This is a genomic window from Bradyrhizobium sp. STM 3557 (assembly GCF_045571465.1).
GTDB lineage: Bacteria > Pseudomonadota > Alphaproteobacteria > Rhizobiales > Xanthobacteraceae > Bradyrhizobium.
Genome location: NZ_CP120697.1, coordinates 5,917,442 through 5,942,265 on the forward strand (window position 1 = coordinate 5,917,442; position 24,824 = coordinate 5,942,265).

The following is a 24,824-nucleotide window of genomic DNA, read 5'->3' on the forward strand; positions in this document are numbered from 1 at the left end:
CGCGGCCGGTTGTTCAAGGGCGTCCGACAAGCAATGGCAGCACGTTTGCGCCGCCTGCCATGAGGGGATTCGACGGCTCGAAATGCTCCCGCAATTCTCGCTTCCGGACGAGTGAGCGCGCATCAAGAAACGCATCCTTCAGGCTGACAGCTTTCCGGAGCGCGACATTGAAAAAAGCGTCGCCGAAATAGGTCCACTTGGCTTTGTCCTGACAGCCGAACGAGGGATGGTTGGCGTCGGCCGCGGTAATGACCAGCACATCTGGATTTGCCAGACGCGGGATAAAAGCCCCCGAATAACAAGCCGAGATGACCACCACCTTGTGTCGTACACCTGTCTTCGCGAGCATGTCGCCGAGACGAGATGGCGTGAGCGTTTGTGTGAGCCGCCCCGCCTTGATTGCAAGGCCGTCTGGAGAGCCATGCGAGGTGAGAATCAAAAAGAGAACATCCTTCTCGGTATCCAAGCGCTTGGCTGCCGCCCGCAACGACCTGGTCAGAGCTTCGATCGTTGCATTTCCGCCTTTCTTCGAATTGTACTCCACGTCGGTCGGGCCGGTCTCGAAACGGCCGGCTACGACCTGAGCTGCGCCGGTCGCCTCCGATCTAAACACGTCTTGATCGCCGAACAGGCCAAAGGACACCACGCCAACCTTTGCAGCGTCCCCAACAGCATGTACCGGCGAAACCAGCGGCCAGATGGTCAGAAAAAAAGCGACGAGCGGCGCACTAAGCCGCCTGATCGAGGACGTGGAGGTCATGGGCGAACCTCGTTTCGAGATCGCCGCTACAGAACTGCGGCTCAATGCAAAATAGCGGAAAGCGAGTGAGTTTCCATCCTTCGGAATGGCACGCGCATGGGTCCGGATATGGCCGTCTCGGACCTTACGGCCGACACCATCGATGTCCGCTGACCGGGCGCGACCGGAAATGATCTTCAGGGGACCAAAGGCGGCCCTTAACCCGGAGCGGCAGTTTCGCGATGTTTGCTGAATAGATCGTCTTCGAGAGCCGAACCGAGTGCGCTGCAATTCGCTTGGTCGAGGGGCTCGCGCAATTTATGCCCTCGGCCCGCGCCCGCCCGCATTGGCTTTGACGTGCGCGATGAAGGCTCGCAGCTTCGGCATCACCTGGTGCCGGCCCGGATGATAGAGGAAGACGCCGGGAGTAAGCGGCGCGAAGGGGTCGAGCACGCGCTGCAACTTGCCTTCAGCCAGTGATCGCGCGGCGACCGGCTCCGGCACTTGCGCCAGGCGCTTATCCGTCGGCGGAATGACGGCTTGTGGACGATCAATCCCGGGACAGGCCCATGATGCGCGGCTTGTCGCGGGCAGCACTCACCCCATGCAAGTTGCCTCGCCTCCGCCAAGACTCAAACCGGCAATTCAGTGGAACGCTTCACGTCTCGGACAATAAGCGTCGACTTGTAGTTCGCAACACCTGAGATCTTGGCCAACCGGTCAAGCAACACGCGCTGATAGTCCTCAATGTCCTTCGCGACAACGGTCAGAACGTAATCCCAATCGCCGAGCACCGTCATACACTCGATCACCTCTGGAATGGCGGTGACCTCCTTTTCGAACCGGTCGAGCGTGTCTCGATTTTGGACGGCAAGCCGTAGCTCGAACATGACTCGAACTCCCAGACCGAGCCGGGCTGGGTTGAGCAAGGCGACGTAGGATCGCACGTATCCCGCCTCTTCAAGGGCTCTGACGCGGCGAAGCGTCGGAGATGGGCTCAGCCCGACCTTGGCCGCGAGCACGTCATTGCGGATCGTGCCATCGCGCTGCAACTCCCGAAGAATTCTTCGATCAACGGCATCGAGCTCTAGCATTCTGACACCATCAAGGCCGGACTTCTAGCAACTGGATTGCGAACTTTCGCGCCGCCTGCCCAACAACGCAATCGGCGATCGGCGAGGCCGGGCTATTCTATTCCAACATGACCGACAGTCTCGATCAAGGAGTCGCCAATGAATTCCGGCGCACGCCAAGCTAACCGCGACAGGATGCAGATCCTTGGCTTGTTCGCGCTTCTCCTGCCGCCCCTGCTCTGGGCCGGCAATTTCGTTGTGGGAAGGGCTGCTCGCGCCGAGGTGCCACCTATGATGCTGGCCTTCGCCAGGCATTTCGTCGCCCTGGTCTTCCTGCTGCCGTTCGGCTGGACCACTATCCGTCGCGACCTCAGGCGGCACTGGGAGTACCGCTGGCGGGTCCTCTGCGCATCCCTGGCCGGCATGGTCGCCTTCAACTTGCTGACCTATTCGGGCCTGCAGTTCACGACGGCGACAAGCGGGCAACTCATGAATTCCACGATCCCCGTGCTGATCGTGTTGATGGGAGCCCTGTTCCTTGGGCAGCGGCTGCGTGCTCGACAGATTTTCGGCATGGCTTTCTCCTGCGCGGGCGTGCTGACCATCACTCTTCATGGCGAATTTGCGCGGCTGCTGACCGGCCAGTCCTTGCAGGGAGATCTGATGTTGTTTGGAGCGATGCTGTCTTTCGCGCTGTTTTCGGTGCTGCTGCGCGACTTGCCGGCGGATGCGGACCGCCTCGGACTTCTAGGTGCGCAACTGGCCGTGGCGGTCGTGGTGCTGTTTCCGTTTCTCGTATGGGAATATCTCAGCGGCGCACGGGCGACCTGGAACGCGGCTGCCGTTGCGGCATTGCTTTACGTGGGCGTCGCCGCATGCCTCCTCGCCAATCTCATCTACATGTTCGGCATCGCTCGGGTCGGACCAGTCAGAGCAGGGATGTTCATTCACCTCGTTCCCCTCTATGGCGCATTTCTGTCAAGCGCCCTGCTGCACGAGCACCTGCACATCTACCACGCGATTGGCATGGCAGCGATTGTGGCCGGCTTGATCTGCTCCACCGTGGCCGATGCACATCCAGCACAGCGACAACTGAGCGCCATGGCGGGACCGACGCGACCACGCCAGGCGACGGGAAGCTGAGGATGCCGCTTGAGGCTGCCGACACGGCAGAGGACACCAATGAACTCCAGTGAAAGTCCAAAAAGGAACGACGAATGCTTACCGATACCACCCTTCGTCAGAAGCCCTGGCAAAGGCTGTTCGAACAACTGCTGTCCAACTGGAACGAGCGGCAAAGCTCGGACTGGGACCTCGGAGAAACCACACTGGATTCGACTGTCTACACCTGCTCGGAGCAGTACCGGGCAGAAGTGGAGAAGCTATTCCATCGCCTGCCGTTGTGTCTGGGCCATGCCGACCAGCTTCCCATCGGTAGCATGATGGCTCGCACCGTGGTCGGCGTTCCGATGCTGCTGACGCGCGATGATGAAGGCAGCGTACGCGTGCTGGTCAACGTTTGCCGCCATCGTGGCGCCAGATTGCTGGCCGCAGATGGGCAGATCTGCCGCCGGTCCAAGCTGTCCTGCCGCTATCATGGCTGGACCTACGGACTTGACGGTCGCCTGGCGGGTGTACCGCGAGCGGAAGCGTTCCCGACGCTCGATCGCGCGAGCCACGGACTTTATGAACTGCAATCAACTGTGTGCCATGGACTGATATGGGTCGTTCTGGGCCGTGAGGCCGGACCGCAGATCAGCGTCTCGGACTATCTCGGCGGCCTGAACGATGATTTGGCAGAGCTTGCAATCGTCCAACAACGCTTTTTTCGACAGAATGTCGTACTGCGGAAGGCAAACTGGAAACTGATCGTCGATGCATTCGTCGAATTTTACCACATCAAGCGACTGCACGCTGCGTCGATAGCCAGCTTCTTCGCAGACACGGAGGCGGCAACCGAGAGCGTCGGTCCACATTTGCGCATGCTAGTGGGCCGTTCCGAGTTCGGAGCCATACAACAACTGCCGGCCGAGGAATGGAGCCCGCGGACGCACGCGTCGCTGGTCCACTTCGTGTTTCCAAATAGTATCATAGTGTATCATCCGGACTACACCAGCCACATCGGTGTCTTTCCTGTAACAGTTGATCAGTCCCTGTTCGTGCACACGATTCTGACGCCCGAGAACCCAACCGGCCAGAAAGCGCAGGCCCATTGGGACCGCTCGTTCGACCTCATCGATGGCGAGGTATTCAACAACGAGGACCTGTTCATCTGCGAACAGATCCAGCTTGGCCTGGCGGCCGCAGAGAGCAGAAGGTTCGTCCTTGGGCGGTTCGAAAACAATGTACGTCGATTCCACGAAACCATAGCGGAGGCGCTGGCGACGTGAATTCCTTGCGGGCGGCCAGCGACAGCGGACCTAAATCCCTTTGCTGTCATTCGTGCAAATGATGCCTTCTGCCGCGTCCACCCGCGTTGGCCTTCACGTGCTCGATGAAGGCTCGCAGCTTCGGCATCACCTGGTGCCGGCCCGGATGATAGAGGAAGACGCCCGGAGTCAGCGGCGCGAAGGGGTCGAGCACGCGCTGCAACTTGCCTTCGGCCAGTGATCGCGCGGCGACCGGCTCCGGCACTTGCGCCAGGCCTACGCCTGCGATCGCCGCACCGATTAGCGTCGGAAAATCGTTCGCGATATAGGGGCCGTTGACGACGACCTCGATCGCGCGGCCATTGTCGTCGAATGTCCACGGCGCGATGGCCCCGCCTGAGCGGCGCCAGCGAAGGCACGCGTGGTCGGTCAGTTCATCCGGAGACTCCGGAGCCGCGCGGCTTGCCAGATACGATGGACTGCAAACGACCACGAGCCGGAAAGGCGGAGAGAGCCGCACCGTGACCATGTCGGGCGCAATGTACTGGCCCATGCGAACGCCGGCGTCGAAGCCCTCCGCCGCGAGGTCGACGAGCGCCTCGCTGGCAACGATCTCCACCTGAACCTCGGGGTAGGCGCGGCAGAACGAGGCCACGATCGGCTCCAGCACGGTCGGTACGACGCCGCGGGGCACGGTGAGCCGCAACAGACCGCTTGGCCTGCCCGCAAGTTGGCGCGCCGCGTCGCTCGCAGACACGAGCTCTTCGAACGCCGGCCTTGCCCGCGCATGAAAGCGTTCGCCAGCCTCGGTCAGTCCCACGCTTCGCGTCGTTCGGATGAAAAGGGCCACGCCGACCCGTGCTTCGAGCGCGCGGACGGCCTGGCTCACCGCTGAGGTTGTCACACCGAGCTCATCGGCGGCTCTGCGGAAACTCCGGTGCCGCGCGACACTGAGGAACACCTCGACGCCGTCCAACGCACCTTGTCTGACTGTGAAGCTCTGCTTCATGGCTCGTCGAGATTATCGCGGATAGTCGCGCGCGGAAAGCTGTCTTACGTCGGGGTGCAGACCGGCACCACGCCGGTCGCAGACCGCGGCTCCGATCCCTGCGGTGATCATGACTTGAACTAAGCAGCCTGCCGCGATGGAAGACCGAGATGACAACGTTACTCCGGAACGCCGCCGTCGCACTCACTCTAACCCTGATAGGTGTCCCTGCCATGACCGAACCATCCATCGCTCAAACACAAAATGCTGCGTCCGCAACCACCGGGGTGCTGGTCATCCTGACGGTCAAGGCCAACGTCACGCGGGACCAGGTCATGGCGGTCATGCCGAGTGAAGTCCGGCAGACCGTGCAGCTCTACGTCGGTGGGAAGATTCGTGAATGGTTCTCGCGCGCCGATGGCCGCGGCGCCGTCTTCCTGCTCGATACCAAAGATGTCGCGGAAGCGCACGCGATCATGGAGGGCCTGCCACTCGCCAAGCAAAACCTGATGGATCACGAGTACATCGCGATCGGGCCGCTGTTGCCGCTTCGGCTGCTGTTGGCCGATCCCGAACGAGCGCAATAGCACGACCGCCGCGGCCGCGCTGTTAACGGCACGTCGAAGCCGGTCCGAGGAATCAAAGAATGCCTACTTTCAATCTGCCCTTCGTCCTGAGCGTCGCCGGCGCGGTCCTGGCAAGCGCGGCCATCGCGTACATCTATGTCTGGCCGGCGCTGCGCGCCCTGTCCCGGTTTGACGCCTTGAGACTCCTCGCAGCGTTTCATGCATTCAGATTCTTGGGAATGAGCTTCCTTGTGACCGGATTCGTGTCGCCGGAACTGAACACGGATTTTGCCAGCAGAGTTGGATGGGGCGATTTCATTGCGGCGATCTTGGCCCTGCTCTCGATGGCGGCGCTCTCCTGGCGTTGGTCCATCGCCATTCCAGTCGTCTGGATATTCAACGTCTGGGGCACGCTGGATCTTCTGAATGCATACTACATGGGCGCCACGCAGCTCAGAGATCCCGGCCTCATGGCTGCAGGAATTTACGTGCCCGCGCTCTATGTCCCGTTGCTGTTCGTCAGCCACGTGCTGATCTTCCTGCTTCTGTTGAATGTGAAGCCGGCTGAACAAGCCCGATAATCCCCCTCGCCGAGCACCAGTGCTGTCTGAGGATGAGGCATCAGAGCTCGGCCACGATCAGGCCGCCAAACGCATCGTTTACGCCGATCGTGCCTAGATCGACGTTCTGCTCGATGCCATCGTCATCCGCGTGATCCGATCGTGCTGCGGGCCGGCAAGCCGCATCACGCGACGCAGATTCCGGGGACCGCGACCTTCTTGAACAGATGCGGCATCGCGACTGCCGAAGCAGGATAGGCCCCGATCTTTGCCTGAAAGTCGGGGTGGCCGAACGCCGCGCGAAAGTGAGCCGTCGACTCCCAAACCGCATAGTTCAAATAGGTGGGATTGTCGCCAATCGCGCGATGAAGCTGGGTCGAGATGAAACCGGGCTGCCGCTTCATGAACTCGGCATCATCCTGCCAGACTGTCAAAAAGGCCGCTTCGTCGTTCTTGTCGAGGATGAAGGGATTCACGAGCACGACCGGACTTGCGTCAATTCCGATCTGGCGCTGGATCGGAAACGAGGGATCGAGAGGTCGCAACAAGGACATGGAGGGCTCCATTTTTGTAATCATGATGTCGTCTTGACAACATCGTTTGTCCCATATTGACACTATGATGTCAATCTGCATTTATGCGCCTATGAAGCAGCCATCCCGAACGCCCGCAGGCGAAGCCCTCAGCGCCCTGGTCCTCGACCTGTTTCGGGTGAACACTCTGCTCTTGACCGCAGGGGATCGGCTGGTCGCGCCGCTGGGTTTGACCAGCGCCCGCTGGCAGGTGCTCGGTGCCATTGTCGCTGCCGATCGGCCGCAGCCCGTGGCTTGGCTCGCGCGCGACCTGGGCGGCAACCGCCAGAACGTTCAGCGCATCATCAATGATCTTCATCATGACGGCCTCGTCGCGTTCGAGGCCAATCCTCACCATCGCAGGGCCCAGCTCGTCGTCCTGACGGAAAAGGGGCGGCGCGCGTTCGATTCTGCGATGGAGTTGCAGGCTCCGTGGATCAATGAGATAGCGGCCGGCTTCTCGGCCAAGGATATCCGAGCCGTCCACGGACTGATTGTGGGTCTACGAGACAGGCTGGAGTCAGCAGGGAAGTAGCTGGTGCGCCCTTCCCGCTTCGATGCGGCGGCGCGCCGCTCGTATCGCGGTCACCGCGCGAGCCGGAACTTCCCTCCTTCGACCTTGATGAGGAAAGCGGACCGCGCGTCGTAACCGTTGTGGTTCTCCGGTGACATCGTCGACAGGCCGTTGTTCAGGTAGACGTCCTTCCCCCGCTCCAGTTCATCGCGCAGCGCGGTGCGAAACTCCGGCGTGCCGGGCTTCGCGGTCTTCAGGGCATTCGGTGCAGCCCGCTTGATCAGCGTCATGGCATCCCAGAGATGGGCGGCGAACATGTTCGGCTTAGTCCCATTCGCCCGTTCATAGGCCGCGACAAACTCGTCTCGCGCGCGCCGGAACGGATCATCGGATGCGAGATCGTCGGCGATGGTGAAGGCTTCTCCGGAAAACACCGCGCCTTCGACGTTCGCGCCGCCCAGCTTGATGAAGTCCTCGGTGGCGACGCCATGGGTCTGGAAGATCTTTCCCGCATAGCCGCGCGCGCGAAGCGCTTCCTGGGGCAGCACGGCGGGTGTTCCTGCCGAGGCGATGAACACCGCTTCCGGATTGGTGGCGATCACCTTCAGCGCCTGTCCGGTCACGCTGGTGTCGGCGCGCGCATAGACCTCATGGGTCGTGACGGTCAGGCCCAGGGTCGGCGCGAGCCGCGACACCTCGCTGTAGTAGCCCTCGCCGTAGCCGTCGGACACGCCGATATAGCCGAGCGTCTTGATCCCTGATTTGGCGATGTGCTTGAGGATCGCGGCCGCCATGAGGTCGTCGTTCGGCACGACCTTGAATGCCCATCTGCGCCGGTCATCGATCGGCTTCACGATCGATGTGGCCGCGGCAAGCGAGATGATCGGCGTCTTGGCCTCCATGGCGACGTCGATCATGGGCATGGTCACCGGCGTCAGCGAGGAGCCGATCAGGACATCGACGCCGTCCTGAATCACCAGCCGCCGCGCGTTCTGCGTTCCCTTGGTCGGGTCCGACTCGTCGTCGAGCGCGATGTAGACGACCTTCTCGCCTCCGATCTCGGTCGGCAGCGCGGCGATCGTTTTCATTTGTGGCTGGCCGAGTGCAGAGCCTGGCCCGGTGGCCGATACGACGATCCCGACCTTGATGTCCGCCTGCGCATGCGAGACCAGCAGCATCGTGCTCGCAACAGCCCAAAGCCCGGCAGCAGCCAGCTTCATGTCGATCCTCCCCGAGTTCATGCTCTTGCGGTGCAAGTTCTAGCATCGCCGGCACAACCGAGCTCACATTACCGACCCTCCGCAGCCAACGTCTGTCCCCGCAATTGGGGACAGTTAGCAACTGCAAAACGGCATCCGCGCTTCAAAAGCTGCGGTGCCGCTGATACGTTTCAGGAAAACCGGGAGGAAGCGATGGCGGATCGACGCCACGGGGATGTTGCATCCGTTCTCGCACCGATGGTGCTGGCGATCGGCCAACCTTCGTTCCCGAAGGTGCTGCTCGATACCGTTCGAGCCGCTGCCAATGTCGGCCATTGCATGGTGTTCGCGTTCGAAGGCCAGGCTGCGCAGTGTTGCCTCGGCGTTGGAAATATCGGGATCGGCCCAGACCTCGGCGCCGCCTATTCCGAGCATTTCTATGTGGCGGACCCGAACCACGACACGCTGCTGCGCCACCGCTCGGCGGGCCGACCGATCGTGCTGCCGAAATTCTCTCCGCGCATGTACAGCGATACCTATCGGAAGCTGTTTTTCGAAGATGGCGAGATCGTCGACAAGAGCGCGACGGCGATCTGGGTGGATGACACCTGCTTCTACCTGAATTTCTATCGGACCATCGATCAAGGACAATTCACGCCTGCCGAGACCGCCCGTCTGGCCGAGCTTGCGCCGGCGCTGGCGGCGATCGTGGCCCGACATTGCCAGGAGCAGGATGTCCCCGACGCGCGCAAGCAGCTCGAGAGATTGTTCGCGACGCACGCGCCTTTCGTGACATTGACCTCGCGCGAGAAGGATGTCTGCCGGCGCATCCTGTCGGGCTACGGCACCGAGGCGATCGCATCCGAACTCGGCATCAGCCTGCATTCGGCGTTCACCTATCGCAAGCGGGCCTATGAGAAGCTCGGCATCTCCTCGCAAAACGAGCTGTTCGCCATCGCGCTGCGGCTGATGGCGCGCCCCCGTTCCGCGCATTAGCGCAGCTCTCCTTGCTTGTCCCAGATTACCGGGACAGACATGCCGAGCGCTGATGCGATACGCTCGCGCTCGGAGGACCGATCTTGAGCACAGCCCCCCGCATCGACATCGACGTCTCTGCCTTCTGGCACGATCCCTACCCGACCCTGGCGCGATTGCGCCGCGAGGCGCCGATCGCTTTCGTGCCCCAGCTTGGCAGCACGCTGCTCTGCAGCCGGGACGACATCTATGTCTGCGAAAAGCAGATCGATGTTTTCAGCTCGCATCAGCCGCAGGGCTTGATGAACAGGCTGATGGGGCACAACATGATGCGCAAGGATGGCGAGGCTCATCTCGCCGAACGCAAGGCGATCTTTCCCGCGGTCTCTCCCAAGACCGTCAAGGCGCATTGGACCGGCCAGTTCCAGGCGCATGCCGACCGCATCATCGGCGCGCTGGCGCCGAGCGGCGCCTGCGACTTCGTGCGCGACTTCGCGCTGCCGTTCTCGGCCGAATGCCTGAAGTCGATCACCGGCCTGACCAACATGCGCTTTCAGGACATGAACGCCTGGTCGCAGGGCATGATCGACGGCATCGCCAACTACGTCGGCGATCCCGCGGTCGAGGCGCGCTGCCGCGCGGCGACGGCAGGCATCGATGATGCCATCGACGACATGGCGCCGCGTCTTCGTGGGAAAGCCGATCGCAGCCTGCTCGGGGTCATGCTCGATTGCGACATGCCGATGGAGAGCATTCGCGCCAACATCAAGCTCGCCATCAGCGGCGGACAAAACGAACCGCGCGATGCGATTGCCGGGACCGTCTGGGCGCTCCTCACCCATCCGGACCAGCTGAAGCTGCTGATGGCGGGCCAGATTCCCTGGATGCAGGCGTTCGAGGAATATGCGCGCTGGATCTCTCCGATCGGGATGTCCCCGCGCCGGGTCGCGAAGCCCTGGACCGTCCGCGATGTCGATTTCGAGCCGGAGGAACGGGTCTTCCTGATGTTCGGCTCCGCCAATCGGGATGAGAAGCACTTCGAGCACCCCGATGACTACGACGTCAGGCGCGATACCAGCAAAAGCATCGCGTTCGGTGCCGGCCCACATTTCTGTGCTGGCGCATGGGCCTCGCGCGCGATGGTCGCCGATGTCGCTCTGCCCGCCATCTTTGCGCGGCTCAAACGGCTTCGCCTTGCCGGGGACGAGCCGGCACGGATGGGTGGCTGGGCGTTTCGAGGTTTGCTCAACCTGCCCGTCGCGTGGGATCGGGATGCGTGACCGAGCCAAGACATTCCACTTTCCTCAATGTCCCGCCACGACTGCGGCGCCCGGCTTCGGCGAGCGCAGCAGCAGCACGACAGGCACGATCGCGATGAGGCAGATGCCGAGCAACCAGAAGCAATCATTGTAGGTCATGACAAGCGCCTGCTTCTCGATCAGGCTGGAGAGCTGCGCGATCGCCCGCAGGTGCGCCCTGGCCTGATCGATGCCCTGGCTCAGGCCGTCGGCGGCGAGCCGCGCCTGCCCGATCAGCGAATTGGCGGTGATGGCCTCGCGGATGGTGTCGGAATGCACCGCGCTGCGCTGGTCGATGAAGACGCCGCAGAGAGCCAGCCCGATCGAGCCGCCGAGATTGCGCGCCATGCTGTAGATGCCGGCGCCGTCGGCAGCATTCTCGCGCCCGATCGCCGCCATCGAGGCCTGGTTGAGCGGCATCATCGCCAGGATCTGGCCGACGCCGCGCATCAGCTGCGAAGAGGTGAAATCGCCGCCGGCACTGTCGGGGCTGAGATGGATGTCCATGAAGCAGCTCGCGGCGAAGGCGAGCAGGCCCAGCGCCACCATCAGGCGCGTATCGAAGCGGCCGATGATGCGCGGCAGCACGGGGATGAGAACGAAGACCGGAATCGCCGACAGGGCCATGATGCCGCCGGCCTGCCGGGGATTGTAGCCGGCGATGCCGGCAAGGAACTGCGGCACGACGAAGGTGGTGCCGTACACGGCCGCGCCGATCACCAGCGTGATGAAGGTCGCGCTGGCGAAGGCACGATTGCGTAGCAGCGCCAGCTTGATGACGGGATCAGCACTCGTCCTCTGCGCGACGAACATCGCGGCGAAGCCGAGCAGCGAGACCAGGGACAGATTGATGATGAGCGAAGATTCGAACCAGCGCTCGCGCTGCCCTTCCTCGAGCACGACGGTCAGGCAGGCGAAAGCGATCGCCATGCCGATGATGCCGAGCCAATCCGCCTTGGCCAGAAGATCGAGCCTGGACTTTTCATCCGGCAGTCCGAGAACGAGCAGCGTGACCAGCGCGATGCCGACCGGCAGATTGAGGAAGAAGCAGCAGCGCCAAGAGACCTCTTCGGCGAGATAGCCGCCGATCACAGGTCCGATGACGGGGCCGAGCAGCACGATGGTGCCGAAGATGCTCATGCCGATCGGCATCTGCCGCGCCGGCAATCGTGTGCGCACGATGACCTGCGCGGTCGGAATCAGCGCGCCGCCGAAAAAGCCCTGGCCGGCGCGGCCGATGATCATCTCCACCAGCCCGTTCGAGACGCCGCACAGCATCGAGAACAGCACGAAGGCGATGGTGGTGATCAGCAACAGGCGGCGCAGACCGAGCAGCCTTGTCAGCCAGGCCGTCAGCGGAATCATGACGACCTCGGCGACCAGATAGCCGGTGCCGATCCAGGTGCCTTCGGTGCCGCTGGCGCCGACCTCGCCTTGGATCTGCGGCAGTGCAGTGTTGGTGATCGAGGTATCGAGCGTGGCCATCAGCGCGCCCAGCGCTCCGGCGACCACTGCGATCCAGTCGACGGCACTCGCGCTGTCCGCTGGCTTCGATCCGGCCGCGCCCGCGCCCAGCCGCAAGGTGTCGCTCGCCGCGCTCATTGGGCCACTCCTGCCGTACGGATCGCGGGCGCCGCCTTGGTGTTCACGGAGACCTCGATCGACAAGCCCGGCACGAACGCCGGCGCAGCCTTCTCGGGCGCATTGACGCGGATGCGGACCGGCACGCGCTGCACGATCTTGGTGAAATTGCCGGTGGCGTTCTCCGGCGGCAGCAGCGCGAACTGCGCACCGGTGCCCGGCGCAAAGCTCTCGACCGTCCCACGCAGCTTCAGGTCCGGATAGGCATCGACGCTGATCTCGGCCGGCTGGCCTGGACGCATGTTGCGAACCTGCGTCTCCTTGAAATTGGCGACCAGATAGATCTGACCGGTCGGCACGATCGTCAGCAGCTTGGTGCCCGGCTGCGCAAATTGCCCGAGCTGCACGGTGCGGTCGCCGACCCGCCCCGTAATCGGGCTGCGCACGACGGTATCGCTGAGGTCGATCTCGGCCTGGCTGAGACTTTCCTTCGCTGCCGCAAGTTGCGCCTCGGCCTGCGCCAATTGCGCCTTCAATGTCGCGACCTGCTGGCGCGCGGCGTCGAGCGCCGCCTGCTTCAGATTCACCGTGGAGCGCGCCTGCGCCAGCGCGCTCTCGGTCTGCTCGTTCTTCTGCTGGGTGGCAAAGCCCCTGACGGCGAGCGCCGCCGAGCGCTCATATTCCTTCTGCGCAAGCTCGGAATTGACCCGCGCGGTCTCGACGTCGGCCACGGCTTGCGCGATCACCGCATCCTGCTGCCGCAGATCGGCCTTGCTCTTTTCGACATCGGCCTCCCGCGCATCGACCGTCGCCTTGGCCTGGCGCACGGTCATCTCGTAGCGACGAGGATCGATCTTCAAGAGCGCCTGCCCGGCGACGACGTCCTCATTGTCCTTGACGTAGATGTCCGAGACCTGGCCGGACACGCGCGGCGCCATCGCGACCTGGTCGGCGCGCAGATAAGCGTTGTTGGTGCTCTCGATGAAGCGGCCCACCAGATACCAGTAGCGGCCATAGACACCGCCGCACGCGATGACCAGGAAGGCGATCACCCCAAGCAGGATGCGCCTGCGGTTCCGCTTCCGCGCGACCTTCGGCAGCGCGGCCTCGCCTTCGCTGGCGGGAGTGTCTCCCACCTTCTTCAAGACTGCGACGCTCATGCCAGGGCCTCATCTGCGAATTTATTCCGATTGGAATATTTATTCCGACTGGAATATTTATGTCAACTGGAATAATTCTGGAGATGTGCTATGATGAAGGTGGAGGTGCTGGAATGTCGACGGTGAGACGGCGGAAAGCGGAGAGCGGCTACGCGCGCGGCGAGGAGACGCGAGCCCGGATCATCCGTGCTGCGCTGGCGCTGTTCGGCGAACGCGGCTTCGATGGCGTCTCCACCCGCGACATCGCGGCGGAGGCCGGCGTGCCGGCGCCGTCGCTGCAGTATTATTTCGAGAACAAGGAAGGGCTTTACGCCGCCTGCATCGCCGACATCCAGACGGCCGCGATGAATGTCGTCGGCCCGGTGCTGGAGACGGTCGACGCGCTGCTGCGCGCCAAGGCGAGCGACGACGAGATCATCGATGCCTATTGCGCGATGCTCGACGGCCTTGCGGACTTCATGTTCGGCTCGCCCGATGCCGCGCGCCGCGCCCTATTCATCGTGCGCCGGATCATGCCGATCAAAGCCAGCCTGGTCGATCCCTCGAAAGGCCCGGGATCACGCGTGCATGATTGCTGCGCCAGGATCATCGCGCATATTTCAGAGGGCAGCGTTGGCGAGGAGGAACGCCGGTTGATGGCCGTGTCGATCAACGGCCAATTGCTGACGTTTCATTTCGCGCGCGAGCATCTCAAATTCGTGCTCGGCACCAACGAGATCACGCCGGAGCGGCTGCAGGCGATCAAGAGAATCGTGCGCCGGCAAACCACGCTGCTGCTGAAATCCTGCAAACCCAAGCGAGCTTGATCCGGCGCGATGGACCCCCGCAGGCGGCAACGGACATCAGGAGATTCGTTGATCACCCCTTCCCTGCCCTCACCGAACGCGAGCCGCGTCATGACCGCGTGAGGCTGGAGCATATTGCGTGCACCGTCTAATTTGGCGAGCCGACGGAGTGCGGCCTGACTGGTTGGACGCGATAAGGACTTACCATGAAAAAGAACACGATCTGTCTCTGGTACGACAAGGATGCCGAGGCTGCTGCCCGCTTCTACGCCGAGACGTTCCCCGACAGCACCGTGGTGGGCGTCCACCGCGCGCCCAGTGACTACCCCTCCGGCAAGGCTGGCGACGTGCTGATGGTCGAATTCACGGTGTTCGGCGCTGCCTGTGTCGGCCTCAATGGCGGTCCTGCGTTCAAGCATAGTGAGGCGTTCTCATTCCTGATCGAAACCGAGGATCAGGAGGAGACCGACCGCTATTGGAACGCCATCGTCGGCAATGGCGGGCAGGAAAGCGCCTGCGGCTGGTGCAAGGACAAATGGGGGATCTCCTGGCAGATCACGCCGCGCGTGCTCATGGAGGCGATGCGGGCTGGCGGAGACGAAGCTAAGCGTGCGTTCGAGGCGATGATGGGCATGACCAAGATCGACGTCGCCGCGATCATCGCGGCACGCCGCGGCTGATGCTGCGCTTGTAGCGCGATCGCCGGCGGGTCGCACACGATCTCCCGCCGGCGCTGTTTCCGCAGCCATGGCCTCGACGAGTTGGCGCTTGCTGCAGTTCAGCAGCGTCCCTTCTTCCATTGGCCGGGCGGACAGTGATGGTGCCGCCAGCCGGTCTTCCGTCCGCGGCTCCAGCCGAATGGCCGGTGACCGTGTCCTCTCCCCCACCCATGGCCATGGCCATGACCGTGGCCGCCTTTTACTTCGATGATGTCTGATCCGCCGCGGTCTGCACTGGGATGCATGGGTGCAATCGGCAGAGCGGTGGCTGGCGCGGCCAGCACGGATGAGACCGCGAGGATCAGAACGCAGATCGCTTTTCGCATGTCACTTCCTGGTGTGAGCTATGGGATTTTCGGGAAAGAATAGCAGCGAAAGCCAGCGTTCACAGGTCGAGAACGCTGGCGCCTGTTGGAAAAGGCTCCGCAGGATTGCAACGAGCGCAGCTTGACAGTCTGCTGCGCTTCCCGCGCCTGTCCCTGGCGCATATTTCGTCACTCTCTGTGAACCAGCACCGCCGCCGTGCGCAAAAGCGGGAGACGCAATCAACGCCATTGTTGTGAGGATCACTGCCTTCATTAACGGACCTCCTCTCCGTTGGAACGGTGTCAACCGCACCATCCTGAGATCGTTCCGGCCAACGTCTGATTTTCGGGAAAAAGCGGCAAATCAGCGGCGATGAGAATGATACGGCGAGCGACCAGCGGATCAGGCTGCCGCTCAGCGACTCGCTGCGCGTCCCGTCAATCGAATCGGTGGAAGTGATGCACCGGGCCGTGGCCATGGCCGATGGTGAAGCGATCAGCCGCGGCGATCGCTTCGGTGATGAAGGTCTTGGCGCCGCGCACGGCACTCGCAAGATCCTCGCCCTTGGCGAGGCCTGCGGCCACCGCCGAGGACAGCGTGCAGCCGGTGCCATGGGTGTTGCGGGTCGCGAGCCGCGGCGCGGTCAGCGGCAGCGTCGCCTCGCCAGTGATCAGATAGTCGGTGCTCTCGGGTCCGTCGCCATGGCCGCCCTTGATCAGCACGGCCCCGCAGCCAAAGGCGAGCAGCCGCCGGCCCTGCTCGGCGATCGCGGTCTCCGAAGTGGCGACGGCCTCGCCGAGCAGCGCCGCCGCTTCCGGCAGGTTCGGCGTAATCAGCGTGGCGCGTGGGATCAGCAAGCGGCGGAGTCCGTCGACCGCGTCTTCGGCCAGCAGCCTGTCGCCAGATGTGGCGACCATCACCGGATCGAGCACGACATGCGCGGGCTGCCGGCTGACAAGGCTTGCCGCGATCGCCTCGACCGCGCCGCGGCTCGCGACCATGCCGATCTTGACCGCGCCGACAGTGAGGTCGTCGAACACGGCATCGAGCTGCGCGGCAACGACGTCAGGTGGCACCAAATGAACGCCGCGCACGCCGCGCGTGTTCTGCGCGGTCAACGCCGTGATCACGGACGCGCCGTAGACCCCGAATGCGGCAAAGGTCTTCAGGTCGGCCTGGATGCCGGCGCCGCCGCTCGAATCCGAACCGGCGATGGTGAGCGCGATGGGCGTGGTCATGGCTTCTTCCCTAGCGCGCGCCGCGGGGGCCCGGCAAGGCGCCCCGCCCGCGGCCCCACGGGTCCCAGAAACCATATCGACTTGGCCGGAAAAGACTATATTACGGCCTACCCCCTTTCGGAGACGTGCGCGATGGTTCCCTTCTTCGTCCAGATCAAATGCAAGCTTGGCCAGTCCTATACGGTCGCCAATGCGCTGGCCGAGGCCGAGATCGCCTCCGAGATCTATTCGACCGCCGGCGACTATGACCTCCTGGTGAAGTTCTATGTCGACAAGGATACCGATATCGGCCACTTCATCAACGAGAAGGTCCAGGTGCTGCCGGGCATCCAGGACACCCACACCATCATCACCTTCAAGGCCTTCGGCGCCAGCTGAGAGCCGTGTCCTCGGACGGTCTCGTTCCTGACAAAAACGCCCGCCGGAGACCGGCGGGCGCGACGTCATGAAACAATTTCATCAACATGCGCATTCGTGATGAAAGGCTTACCGCCGGGCGAGAGTTCGCTCGTCGCGAGCGGCAGGTCCTCCAACCGACTGGAGGTGACGTTGAAGGACCCTATCTTTTTCGTCATTAGCAACTTGGTTATGTCGCTCCTATAGCGTGAGAGGATGGTGCGCGGTCAAGCCGAACCGACCGACGGAAACATCCGATCAAGAGATTGAGACAAAAGCTCAAACCGGCCGGCTTAGCGTGACCAGCGAGATTGAATCCGTCTCCTCCCTTCTGCCGAGCTTCGGCTTCTCATCCGAGCAGATGGGCACCGAAGACAACATCGCCGCCTGGCGCGAGACCACCGCGACCTTCTTCGATGTCGACGAGCTGGCGACCGGTGAATCGCAGCCCTTCCGCGCCGACCTGCGCTCCTACGCGATGGGATCGATCCTGCTCGGCATGGCGCGCGCCAGCGGCCAGCGCTTCCGGCGTACGGCTGCAACCATTGCGCGCAGCGGCGTCGACCACATCATCCTGCAGCTTTACGTCAAGGGCGGCTACGAGGGCGTGGCGGGCGAGATGCCGATCCGCGTCGAGCCCGGCGATATCTGCGTGCTCGATCTGGCGCAGACCTGCGAGACCCGGGCTAGAGCCTTCGAGAACGTCACGCTCGTGGTGCCGCGCCCGATGTTCGACACCCGCCTGCTGCAGGTGGAGGATCTGCACGGCCTGGTGCTGCCAGGCGACAGCGCGCTCGCGCTGCTGCTCGCGGAGCACCTGTCCGCCTTGCTCGAATACGCGCCGCGCATGACATCAGACGAATGCCAGGCCGCGGTCGAGGGCACGGTTGCCCTGGTCTCGGCCTGCCTCAGGGGCGAGCTCGAACGCCGCGACGCCGACCGCAGCGTGGCGACGAATGCATCGCTGTTTCGCATCCGCCGGCACATCGAGGCGCGGCTCGCCGATGCCGACCTCAGTGCCGATACAATCGCGCTGCATTTCGGTCTGTCGCGCGCCTCGCTCTATCGCCTGTTCGCGCCGATCGGCGGCATTGCCGAATATATTCGCAGCCCGCGACTGCATCACGCGTTCTTCGATCTCGCCTCCACCGGAGGGCGGGGACTGCGGATCAGCGAGGTGGCGCGGCGCTGGCAGCTTGGCACCGACGCGCATTTCACGCGCTCGTTCAAAGCGGCCTATGGCATCACGCCGCGGGCTGCGCGCGAGGCGGCACTGCCCGTCGTCACGACGCCGGATCCGGCAGATCGCGGCAGTTCGACCATGACGCGCTGGATGCGCGAAATCGCAGCGCCACGGATCGGCGACGAGGGCGACTGAAGCGGTATCGCGGCGCGGCGCCGGCTGCTCAGGCGGCGTTGCGGCGCTGCTCCTCGACTTGCAAGTGATCCTCGAGCTGGCTGAGCGGCATCGGTCGTCCCAGCAGATAGCCTTGCGCAAAGTTGACGCCGAGCACGCGCAGATGCTCGAGCTGGTCCTCGGTCTCGACGCCTTCGGCGGTGATGTTCATGCCGAGGCCGCGCGCCAATGTCACCACCGAGGAGATCACGGCCGCGCTTTCGTCACGCTGGCCAAGATTGCCGACGAAGGTCTTGTCGATCTTGATCTTGTCGAACGGGAACGCAGTCAGCGACCGCAGTGACGAATAGCCGGTACCGAAATCGTCCAGCGCCAGCGAGATCCCCAATCCCTTCAGCCGTTCGATGAGAAGCTCGTTTTCGGCCTTGCGCTCGAGCAGGACCGATTCCGTGATCTCGATCTCGAGCCGCTCGGGCGCAAGGCCCGAGCTCGACAACGCCGCCTCGATCACGTCATACAGCTCGGCCTGCTTGAACTGAACCGGCGACAGATTGACGGCGACCTTGACGTCGTCGGGCCACATCGTGGCGTCGTTGCAAGCGCGGCCGAGGATCCATTCGCCGAGCGGCACGATCAGCCCGGTGGATTCCGCAAGCGGAATGAATTGGTCCGGCGGCACCAGGCCCTTGGCCGGATGGCGCCAGCGCACCAGGGCCTCGACGCCGCAGCGCCGCCCCGTCTCGACATCATAGAAGGGCTGGTAATGCAGCTCGAACTGGCAGCGCGCGATGGCGTCACGGAGATCGCCCTCCAGCGTCGAGCGTGCCTCGAGCTCGGCGGACATTGCATCGTCATAGACGGTGTGGCAGTTGCGCCCTGCGGCCTTGGAGCGGTACAGCGCGATATCGGCCTTCTTGAGCAGCTGCTCCTGGTGGCGCCCGTGCTCCGGCGCCAGCGCGATGCCGATGCTGGTGCCGATCTCGACGCGCTGGCCGGAGAGCTGGAACGGTTCCGAGATCAGCTTGACGATGCGCTGCGCCAAATCGACCGATGCGACGCGATGGTCGGGAGCACCGACCTGGATCAGTGCGAACTCGTCGCCGCCGAGCCGCGCCAGCACGTCGCTCGCTCGCAGGCTCGACTTCAGCCGCTGGGCGACCTGCACCAGCAGGGCGTCGCCCGCGCCATGACCAAGCGTGTCGTTGACGTTCTTGAAGCGGTCGAGATCGAGCAGGAACACGGCAAACCGGCCGTTGCCGCTACCCGCGATGATCTGCTCCAGCTGCTCCAGGAAGAAGGCGCGGTTGGCAAGCCCGGTCAGCGCATCGGTTTGCGCAAGCTCCAGCACCCGGCGGTTGGCGAGCGCGAGCTGCGCGGCGTTGCGGCCGGACACGATGAGATAGACGGAGAGGAAGATGGTGATGGCGATGCCCGCAGCATAGAGCGCCAGCGCACGGTCATGCGTGGTGGTGAGCCCGCTGCCGGCGGCCGGGGCGGCCTGGAACAGCCAGTCGGCATCGCCGATGCGCAGCGCAACCTGCCAGTACAGTCCGGTCTCGGCGGCCCGGCGCGCGGTATCGGCGGCAAGATCACCGCGCTCCAGCCCGACGGGATTGATGCCCTGCTCGGGCGGCAGCACGTTGATGGCAAGCGCCGGGCTCGCCTTGCTGGTCGCCCGGATCGACTGCAGCAGCAGCGGCAGATCGAACTGGCCGACCACGAAGCCGGTCAGATTGCGCCTGCGGTCGGCGACCGTGGTACGCGAGGTGCCCTTGGCATAGACTGGCACGCCGACCATCACGGCGGTGGAACGCCCGCCCTTCTTGTAGTCGTACAGATGGGTGCGAACCGCGCCGATCATGTCGTAGTCGCGGGCCTGCTCCAGCGCCGCGCGCCGCTCCGGAACGCTCCAATAATCGAGCCCGTAGACCATCGCCGTCTTAGGCTCGGTGGAGAAGTAGACCGGAAAATATTCGTCGCCCTCCGGCGCCACCGCGCCGTCCGGATAGGCCTTGATGCGGAATGCCGGGACGCCGTCGGTGATCGCCGCGGCCTCGTATTCGCCGCGCTCCTTGCGCTTGATCCGCGGCAGCCAGGACACCCGCAGCAGGCCCGGATGGGCCTCGAACAGCCGGGCGCTGAAGGTCTGATACTCGCTGCGGGTGATGTCCTCGTTGGCCGATTCAAAGCGGGTGCGCAGCGCGGTGAGCCGGCTGACATATTCGTTGATGCCGTTCTGAATCAGGATCGCCTGCGCCTCGGCCAAGCCCTCGAAATCCGCGCGCGCGAGGCGGTTCTCCCAGCGGCCGACCGCGACCGTGCCGATGAGCGTTGCCAGAAGGCCGATGCCGGCCGCAATCAGCGCCGGGCGATAGAGCCGGTATTTCGACAACGGCGCGCGTGACGAAGAGGAGGACGAAGACGGCTCGCGCACGATCTCCGCGCGGACCTGCTGACGATCCGCCTCCACAGCCCGTCTTCTCTCTTGTCCGACCTGCAATCCCGTATCCGCCAAAATGGCTGCCCCTGCCTATTTCCAGGCGGATGGGACACTGCCGCGGTTAAGGACGCTCAAAGATGCCGACCAAACGCTGCGGCAAGCGCGAGCTTGGTTAACGCACTCCTTTCAAAGCCGCACGGCCCGTGTGCGCCAGGATGTCTGGCTGCCCATGAAGACGGCATTTGCAGCGGTCGCAGCGCATTTGCCGCAAGATCTTTACGTGACCTTGGGAAAATCATGGGCCCATTAGCACACGGACATTCACATGCGGCGCTTCGATCCGACGTCCCCGGACGAGTTGCAGCCTATGGTAGCAGGGACTTCGGTCGGTGGCACGAATGAGGTTGCGATCGCCTTTGCGGATCCTGGCCGCTCTTGCTTTGCTGGCAGGCGGCCTGCTTCCGTCGCTTGCGGCGGCCGATGAGGTCGGCGTCACCAGCGATACCATCCTGTTCGGCCAGGTGGCCGCGCTCGAAGGGCCCTCGGCGGCGCTTGGACAGTCCATGCGCCAGGGCCTTCTGGCCGCTTTCACCGAGATCAATGCCAAAGGCGGCATCCATGGCCGCAAGCTGAAGCTGGTCAGCCGCAACGACGGCTACGACCCCGACCGCTCGGTCGTGGAGACCGTGAAGCTGATCTACGAGGACAAGGTGTTCGCGCTGATCGGCGCGGTCGGCACCCCGACGGCGATGGCAACGGCACCGATCGCCGCCGCCAACGACGTGCCCTTCATCGGGCCGGTCTCCGGCGCGGAGTTCCTCAACGGCCCAGAGTTTCAGAACGTCGTCAACATCCGCGCACGCTACAAGGCGGAGGCCGAGGCCTGGATCAAGCATCTGGTCGAGGATCTGCACCAGAGCCGGATTGGAATCTTCTATCAGGACGACGCGTACGGTCGCGACGTGCTTGCTGGCGTCAAGGCCGCGCTTGACCGGCGCGGCATGGAGCTGACCGCCGAGGGCACCTTCGAGCGCAACACCCGCGCGGTCGGCGCCGCGTTCCGGATGATCAAGCGTGCCGAGCCCGATGCGGTGATCATGGTCGGCACCTACGGTCCCTGCGCCGAGTTCATCAAGCTGTCGCATCGCAGCGGATTCAACCCGACCTTTGCCGCCGCCTCCTTCGTCGGCGGCACCGCGCTCGCCAAGGAGCTCGGACGCGAGGGCGCCGGCATCATCGTCTCCCAGGTCGTGCCGTTCCCATGGGATACGCGGCTGAAACTGGTCGCGGACTATCAGGCGGCGCAGAAGGCGCTCGATCCAAGCCAGACACCGGACTTCCAGTCGCTGGAAGGCTATATCGTCGGACGCGTGGTCGGCCGGGCGCTGGAGCTCGCAGGGCCCAATCCGACGCGCTCCGATCTCCTGCGGGTCATCAACGATGTCGGCAAGTTCGACATCGGCGGCGACATCATCGCCTTCGGCGCAATGCGCCAGACCCACCCGCCGGAGGTGTTCCTGACCCAGATCCAGTCCGACGGCAGCTTCAAGCCGGTCGAAAGGCTGACGAACTGATGGTTGTGTCCAAAACTAGCGACCGTCAGGATGTTCGCCAATGTTCGTCATTGCGAGCGAAGCGACGTGTCCGCCATAGCCCGAAGGGCGACGGCGGAAGCAATCCAGCGCTAAGACGGAAGTCTGGATTGCTTCGTCGCTAGCGCTCCTCGCAATGACGACACTCACGACCAGAATGTAGGATGGGTTGAGCGAAGCGATCCCCATCATTGTTAGATCATCAAGCCAGCGGTGGGTTTCGCGAACAGGTCGGAAGCTCCGACCCGTTCGCTCTACCCATCCTACGATCTGCGATCTTATGGAATCGACAAACTAACCATCCGGCTTCTTCGGCGGCTTCGGTGGTCCCTCGACCGGGGGAAGCGACTTGATGTAGTTCGCGATAGCTGCGCGATCATCCGTGGACAGTTGCGAGGTGTTGCGGATCACGGCGGCCATCGAGCCGCCGGCGGAGTCGCCATCCGGCATCTGTCCGGTCTCGAGGAAATAGCTGATGTCGCTCTCGCTCCAGTCGGATAATCCTTTTTGGGTGATGTTCGGCACGAAGCCGTGTCCCTCCGGGTCCGGTCCGCCGGCGAAGCGTTGCGCCGCGACAATGCCGCCAAGCGCATTGCGCGGGCTGTGGCACTCGGCGCAATGGCCGAACGCGTTCACCAGATAAGCGCCGCGATTCCACTGCGCCGAGCGCGCCGGATCCGGTCTGAACGGCTTGTCGCTGAAGAACAGCAGCTTCCAGATCCCGATGTTGCGGCGGATGTTGAACGGAAACGGCATGTCGTGATCGGGCGCCCTGCCCGATACCGGCGCCAGCGTCTTCAAGTAAGCGAACAGATCCTGCACGTCCTCGAGCCTGGCATGCGCATAGGTGGTGTAGGGAAAGGCCGGGAAATAATGCTGGCCGCCGGGCGAGACGCCGCGCGTCAGCGCCCTGACGAAATCGGCCTCGCTCCAGCGCCCGATGCCGTCGGTGGGATCGGGCGAGATGTTCGGCGCATAGAAGGTGCCGAAGGGCGATGATATCGGCAGGCCGCCGCCAAGCTTCAAGCGATCCTGCTGCTTCGGAACGGCATGGCAGGACGCGCATCCGCCGGCATTGAAGATCTCCTGCCCATTGGCGAGATCGGGCGTGTGGGCAGGTGCGGTGACCGCAAACGCGATCGAAGGCGTGGTGAGCCACCAATAGGCCGCAACCGCAACAACAACGAGGATGATCAGGGCAGGCAGAAAGCGTCGCAGCATCACCGATCCGTCGTTTCGAGGGTAGGTCGGCACCAGTCTAGCCGCCTCGCACGGCTGGCGGTGCTGACAATTTCGCGCAGGTCTTCGCCTTCTGCGCGGGAATAAAGCCGAAAGCTCACGGTTGAGCGAATTGGTACTTGACGTTCATTGGGAGGAAATCATGACCAGCACGAGGTTCATTCCGCTCGTTCTCATCACAACGCTTGCCTGCGCAGGACCCGCCTGTGCCGAGAAGTTCAAGGCCACGCTGGACGGAAAGTCCGAGGTGCCGGCGACGAGCAGCAGCGGCACCGGGACGGCCGACATCGACTATGATCCCGCCAGCAAGAAGCTGAGCTGGAAGCTGACCTATTCGGGCCTGACGGGCCCTGCGACCGCCGCGCATTTCCATGGTCCCGCCGAGCCCGGCAAGAACGCCGGCGTGGCGGTCGCGATTCCCAACGCGACGTCGAGCCCGGCTGAGGGCAGCGCGACGCTGACCGACGCCCAGGCCGCCGATCTCGAGGCTGGCAAGTACTATGTCAATGTCCACACCGCCGCCAACCCGGCCGGCGAAATCCGCGGGCAGGTGACGAAGTAGATCCGCGAAGTCGCACGACTGTCCTGCCGCGAACAGCAAAGATGGCAGACAAGTGAAAGGGCGAACGCAATCCGCGCTCGCCCTTTTGTCATGCGATCAGCCGTGCTTGACGCGGAAGGTCTCGTGGCAGTTGCCGCATTCCTTGCCGATGGCAGGCGCGATCGCCTTCAACGAATCGAGGTCCTTGACCTTGGCCTTGGCCTCCGCGACGATCTTGGCGAAGCTGTCGATCCTGGCCTGGAAGCCGGCCTTGTCCTCCCATAGCTTCGGCGATGGGCTGTAATCTCCATCGAACTTCGCGCCCTTGACGCTGTCGGGGAACATGGTCGGCAGCTTCTTGGCGGTCTCATCGAGCTGCGCGAGCGCGGCGCTGACGGCGGTCTGGTCGTACGGCTTCTCACCCTTGACCATCGCGATCAGGACACCGCCGAGATTCTTGGCATTGGCTTTCATGGTGTCCTGGTCGTGCTTGACCAGATCCTGCTGTGCCATCACCGCGCCGATCCCAAGCAACAACGCTCCGACGGCCACCACAGTCCGCTTCATTCCTTAAGCTCCCTTATTGCCACGATCACGGCTTGCCGGACGCAAGCCGA

The 24,824-nt window shown here is 63.5% G+C and carries 24 protein-coding genes and 1 pseudogene; 13 read left to right on the plus strand and 12 right to left on the minus strand.

The window, feature by feature from the left end; translation table 11 throughout:
- Nucleotides 1-13 precede the first annotated feature (13 nt).
- The 3 genes and pseudogenes from P6U24_RS27395 to P6U24_RS27405 all read right to left on the minus strand — a co-directional run bounded on the left by P6U24_RS27395 (nt 14) and on the right by P6U24_RS27405 (nt 1,833).
- Nucleotides 14-760 (minus strand): C13 family peptidase, encoded by a 747-nt coding sequence (locus P6U24_RS27395; protein ID WP_407155563.1) that lies wholly within the window; start codon nt 758-760, stop codon nt 14-16.
- Between the two features lie 297 nt (nt 761-1,057).
- A pseudogene (locus P6U24_RS27400) lies at nt 1,058-1,261 on the minus strand (LysR family transcriptional regulator); the annotation flags it as partial.
- 110 nt (nt 1,262-1,371) lie between these two features.
- A complete protein-coding gene (locus P6U24_RS27405) occupies nt 1,372-1,833 on the minus strand; it encodes an Lrp/AsnC family transcriptional regulator (protein WP_407155564.1) in 462 nt (153 codons plus the stop codon).
- 138 nt (nt 1,834-1,971) lie between these two features.
- On the opposite strand from P6U24_RS27405, the gene P6U24_RS27410 reads away from it, so the two are divergent.
- Nucleotides 1,972-2,955, plus strand: a complete 984-nt coding sequence (locus P6U24_RS27410) for a DMT family transporter (RefSeq protein ID WP_407155565.1) — start codon at nt 1,972-1,974, stop codon at nt 2,953-2,955.
- 74 nt (nt 2,956-3,029) lie between these two features.
- A complete protein-coding gene (locus tag P6U24_RS27415; protein ID WP_407155566.1) occupies nt 3,030-4,202 on the plus strand; it encodes an aromatic ring-hydroxylating oxygenase subunit alpha in 1,173 nt (390 codons plus the stop codon).
- Between the two features lie 46 nt (nt 4,203-4,248).
- Here the strand turns inward: P6U24_RS27415 and P6U24_RS27420 are convergent, their stop codons facing one another.
- On the minus strand, nt 4,249-5,190 hold the full coding sequence (locus P6U24_RS27420; RefSeq protein ID WP_407155567.1) for a LysR family transcriptional regulator: 942 nt from the start codon (nt 5,188-5,190) through the stop codon (nt 4,249-4,251).
- Between the two features lie 212 nt (nt 5,191-5,402).
- On the opposite strand from P6U24_RS27420, the gene P6U24_RS27425 reads away from it, so the two are divergent.
- A complete protein-coding gene (locus tag P6U24_RS27425; protein ID WP_407155568.1) occupies nt 5,403-5,756 on the plus strand; it encodes a hypothetical protein in 354 nt (117 codons plus the stop codon).
- Nucleotides 5,757-5,815: 59 nt separating this feature from the next.
- Nucleotides 5,816-6,316: a hypothetical protein gene (locus P6U24_RS27430; protein WP_407155569.1), complete on the plus strand. Its 501-nt coding sequence runs from the start codon at nt 5,816-5,818 to the stop codon at nt 6,314-6,316.
- A gap of 164 nt (nt 6,317-6,480) precedes the next feature.
- Here P6U24_RS27430 and P6U24_RS27435 read toward each other — a convergent pair whose 3' ends face one another.
- Nucleotides 6,481-6,849 (minus strand): antibiotic biosynthesis monooxygenase family protein, encoded by a 369-nt coding sequence (locus P6U24_RS27435; protein ID WP_407155570.1) that lies wholly within the window; start codon nt 6,847-6,849, stop codon nt 6,481-6,483.
- A gap of 91 nt (nt 6,850-6,940) precedes the next feature.
- Here P6U24_RS27435 and P6U24_RS27440 point away from each other — a divergent pair, with 91 nt between their 5' ends.
- On the plus strand, nt 6,941-7,402 hold the full coding sequence (locus tag P6U24_RS27440) for a MarR family winged helix-turn-helix transcriptional regulator (RefSeq protein ID WP_407155571.1): 462 nt from the start codon (nt 6,941-6,943) through the stop codon (nt 7,400-7,402).
- Between the two features lie 50 nt (nt 7,403-7,452).
- Here the strand turns inward: P6U24_RS27440 and P6U24_RS27445 are convergent, their stop codons facing one another.
- Nucleotides 7,453-8,601 carry an ABC transporter substrate-binding protein gene (locus tag P6U24_RS27445; protein WP_407155572.1) on the minus strand — a complete coding sequence of 383 codons (1,149 nt, stop codon included), beginning with the start codon at nt 8,599-8,601 and terminating at the stop codon, nt 7,453-7,455.
- 192 nt (nt 8,602-8,793) lie between these two features.
- Here P6U24_RS27445 and P6U24_RS27450 point away from each other — a divergent pair, with 192 nt between their 5' ends.
- A complete protein-coding gene (locus P6U24_RS27450; RefSeq protein WP_407155573.1) occupies nt 8,794-9,576 on the plus strand; it encodes a LuxR C-terminal-related transcriptional regulator in 783 nt (260 codons plus the stop codon).
- An 83-nt stretch (nt 9,577-9,659) separates the two neighbouring features.
- Nucleotides 9,660-10,835 carry a cytochrome P450 gene (locus tag P6U24_RS27455; protein WP_407155574.1) on the plus strand — a complete coding sequence of 392 codons (1,176 nt, stop codon included), beginning with the start codon at nt 9,660-9,662 and terminating at the stop codon, nt 10,833-10,835.
- 24 nt (nt 10,836-10,859) lie between these two features.
- On the opposite strand, the gene P6U24_RS27460 is transcribed toward P6U24_RS27455, so the two are convergent.
- Nucleotides 10,860-12,455 (minus strand): DHA2 family efflux MFS transporter permease subunit, encoded by a 1,596-nt coding sequence (locus P6U24_RS27460; RefSeq protein ID WP_407155575.1) that lies wholly within the window; start codon nt 12,453-12,455, stop codon nt 10,860-10,862.
- Complete coding sequence (locus P6U24_RS27465; RefSeq protein ID WP_407155576.1) at nt 12,452-13,594, minus strand: HlyD family secretion protein; 1,143 nt, start codon at nt 13,592-13,594, stop codon at nt 12,452-12,454. The genes P6U24_RS27460 and P6U24_RS27465 overlap by 4 nt, the downstream gene beginning before the upstream one ends.
- A gap of 113 nt (nt 13,595-13,707) precedes the next feature.
- On the opposite strand from P6U24_RS27465, the gene P6U24_RS27470 reads away from it, so the two are divergent.
- Nucleotides 13,708-14,400, plus strand: a complete 693-nt coding sequence (locus P6U24_RS27470; RefSeq protein ID WP_407155577.1) for a CerR family C-terminal domain-containing protein — start codon at nt 13,708-13,710, stop codon at nt 14,398-14,400.
- Between the two features lie 185 nt (nt 14,401-14,585).
- A complete protein-coding gene (locus P6U24_RS27475; protein ID WP_407155578.1) occupies nt 14,586-15,059 on the plus strand; it encodes a VOC family protein in 474 nt (157 codons plus the stop codon).
- A gap of 782 nt (nt 15,060-15,841) precedes the next feature.
- Here P6U24_RS27475 and thiD read toward each other — a convergent pair.
- Complete coding sequence (gene thiD / locus P6U24_RS27480) at nt 15,842-16,642, minus strand: bifunctional hydroxymethylpyrimidine kinase/phosphomethylpyrimidine kinase (protein ID WP_407155579.1); 801 nt, start codon at nt 16,640-16,642, stop codon at nt 15,842-15,844.
- A 132-nt stretch (nt 16,643-16,774) separates the two neighbouring features.
- Here thiD and P6U24_RS27485 point away from each other — a divergent pair, with 132 nt between their 5' ends.
- Together P6U24_RS27485 and P6U24_RS27490 are read left to right on the plus strand one after the other, a co-directional pair.
- Entirely contained in the window at nt 16,775-17,020 is a 246-nt protein-coding gene (locus tag P6U24_RS27485; protein ID WP_008968091.1) for an Lrp/AsnC ligand binding domain-containing protein, read from the plus strand.
- Between the two features lie 328 nt (nt 17,021-17,348).
- Nucleotides 17,349-18,416 (plus strand): helix-turn-helix domain-containing protein, encoded by a 1,068-nt coding sequence (locus P6U24_RS27490; protein WP_407160608.1) that lies wholly within the window; start codon nt 17,349-17,351, stop codon nt 18,414-18,416.
- Nucleotides 18,417-18,444: 28 nt separating this feature from the next.
- Here the strand turns inward: P6U24_RS27490 and P6U24_RS27495 are convergent, their stop codons facing one another.
- The gene (locus P6U24_RS27495) at nt 18,445-20,829 is read right to left on the minus strand and encodes an EAL domain-containing protein (protein ID WP_407160609.1); all 2,385 of its coding nucleotides are present in this window, start codon (nt 20,827-20,829) and stop codon (nt 18,445-18,447) included.
- Nucleotides 20,830-21,233: 404 nt separating this feature from the next.
- Between P6U24_RS27495 and P6U24_RS27500 the strand changes: the two genes are divergently transcribed.
- Nucleotides 21,234-22,409, plus strand: coding sequence for an ABC transporter substrate-binding protein (locus tag P6U24_RS27500; protein ID WP_407155580.1), 1,176 nt, complete (start codon nt 21,234-21,236; stop codon nt 22,407-22,409).
- Nucleotides 22,410-22,721: 312 nt separating this feature from the next.
- On the opposite strand, the gene P6U24_RS27505 is transcribed toward P6U24_RS27500, so the two are convergent.
- Entirely contained in the window at nt 22,722-23,648 is a 927-nt protein-coding gene (locus P6U24_RS27505) for a c-type cytochrome (protein WP_407155581.1), read from the minus strand.
- A gap of 160 nt (nt 23,649-23,808) precedes the next feature.
- Between P6U24_RS27505 and P6U24_RS27510 the strand changes: the two genes are divergently transcribed.
- Nucleotides 23,809-24,228, plus strand: a complete 420-nt coding sequence (locus P6U24_RS27510) for a CHRD domain-containing protein (protein WP_407155582.1) — start codon at nt 23,809-23,811, stop codon at nt 24,226-24,228.
- Nucleotides 24,229-24,324: 96 nt separating this feature from the next.
- Here P6U24_RS27510 and P6U24_RS27515 read toward each other — a convergent pair whose 3' ends face one another.
- Nucleotides 24,325-24,774, minus strand: a complete 450-nt coding sequence (locus P6U24_RS27515) for a c-type cytochrome (RefSeq protein WP_407155583.1) — start codon at nt 24,772-24,774, stop codon at nt 24,325-24,327.
- Between the last annotated feature and the right edge of the window lie 50 nt (nt 24,775-24,824).

What these genes read in the sequence shown, in the direction of transcription:
- P6U24_RS27435 (WP_407155570.1), bottom strand. Translation starts at nt 6,849, where the DNA reads ATGTCCTTGTTGCGACCTCTCGATCCCTCGTTTCCGATCCAGCGCCAG.
- P6U24_RS27460 (WP_407155575.1), bottom strand. Translation starts at nt 12,455, where the DNA reads ATGAGCGCGGCGAGCGACACCTTGCGGCTGGGCGCGGGCGCGGCCGGA.
- P6U24_RS27450 (WP_407155573.1), top strand. Translation starts at nt 8,794, where the DNA reads ATGGCGGATCGACGCCACGGGGATGTTGCATCCGTTCTCGCACCGATG.
- P6U24_RS27430 (WP_407155569.1), top strand. Translation starts at nt 5,816, where the DNA reads ATGCCTACTTTCAATCTGCCCTTCGTCCTGAGCGTCGCCGGCGCGGTC.
- P6U24_RS27410 (WP_407155565.1), top strand. Translation starts at nt 1,972, where the DNA reads ATGAATTCCGGCGCACGCCAAGCTAACCGCGACAGGATGCAGATCCTT.
- P6U24_RS27465 (WP_407155576.1), bottom strand. Translation starts at nt 13,594, where the DNA reads ATGAGCGTCGCAGTCTTGAAGAAGGTGGGAGACACTCCCGCCAGCGAA.
- P6U24_RS27515 (WP_407155583.1), bottom strand. Translation starts at nt 24,774, where the DNA reads ATGAAGCGGACTGTGGTGGCCGTCGGAGCGTTGTTGCTTGGGATCGGC.
- P6U24_RS27395 (WP_407155563.1), bottom strand. Translation starts at nt 760, where the DNA reads ATGACCTCCACGTCCTCGATCAGGCGGCTTAGTGCGCCGCTCGTCGCT.
- P6U24_RS27505 (WP_407155581.1), bottom strand. Translation starts at nt 23,648, where the DNA reads ATGCTGCGACGCTTTCTGCCTGCCCTGATCATCCTCGTTGTTGTTGCG.
- P6U24_RS27415 (WP_407155566.1), top strand. Translation starts at nt 3,030, where the DNA reads ATGCTTACCGATACCACCCTTCGTCAGAAGCCCTGGCAAAGGCTGTTC.
- P6U24_RS27440 (WP_407155571.1), top strand. Translation starts at nt 6,941, where the DNA reads ATGAAGCAGCCATCCCGAACGCCCGCAGGCGAAGCCCTCAGCGCCCTG.
- P6U24_RS27405 (WP_407155564.1), bottom strand. Translation starts at nt 1,833, where the DNA reads ATGCTAGAGCTCGATGCCGTTGATCGAAGAATTCTTCGGGAGTTGCAG.
- P6U24_RS27445 (WP_407155572.1), bottom strand. Translation starts at nt 8,601, where the DNA reads ATGAAGCTGGCTGCTGCCGGGCTTTGGGCTGTTGCGAGCACGATGCTG.
- thiD (WP_407155579.1), bottom strand. Translation starts at nt 16,642, where the DNA reads ATGACCACGCCCATCGCGCTCACCATCGCCGGTTCGGATTCGAGCGGC.
- P6U24_RS27485 (WP_008968091.1), top strand. Translation starts at nt 16,775, where the DNA reads ATGGTTCCCTTCTTCGTCCAGATCAAATGCAAGCTTGGCCAGTCCTAT.
- P6U24_RS27470 (WP_407155577.1), top strand. Translation starts at nt 13,708, where the DNA reads ATGTCGACGGTGAGACGGCGGAAAGCGGAGAGCGGCTACGCGCGCGGC.
- P6U24_RS27425 (WP_407155568.1), top strand. Translation starts at nt 5,403, where the DNA reads ATGACCGAACCATCCATCGCTCAAACACAAAATGCTGCGTCCGCAACC.
- P6U24_RS27475 (WP_407155578.1), top strand. Translation starts at nt 14,586, where the DNA reads ATGAAAAAGAACACGATCTGTCTCTGGTACGACAAGGATGCCGAGGCT.
- P6U24_RS27510 (WP_407155582.1), top strand. Translation starts at nt 23,809, where the DNA reads ATGACCAGCACGAGGTTCATTCCGCTCGTTCTCATCACAACGCTTGCC.
- P6U24_RS27500 (WP_407155580.1), top strand. Translation starts at nt 21,234, where the DNA reads ATGAGGTTGCGATCGCCTTTGCGGATCCTGGCCGCTCTTGCTTTGCTG.
- P6U24_RS27420 (WP_407155567.1), bottom strand. Translation starts at nt 5,190, where the DNA reads ATGAAGCAGAGCTTCACAGTCAGACAAGGTGCGTTGGACGGCGTCGAG.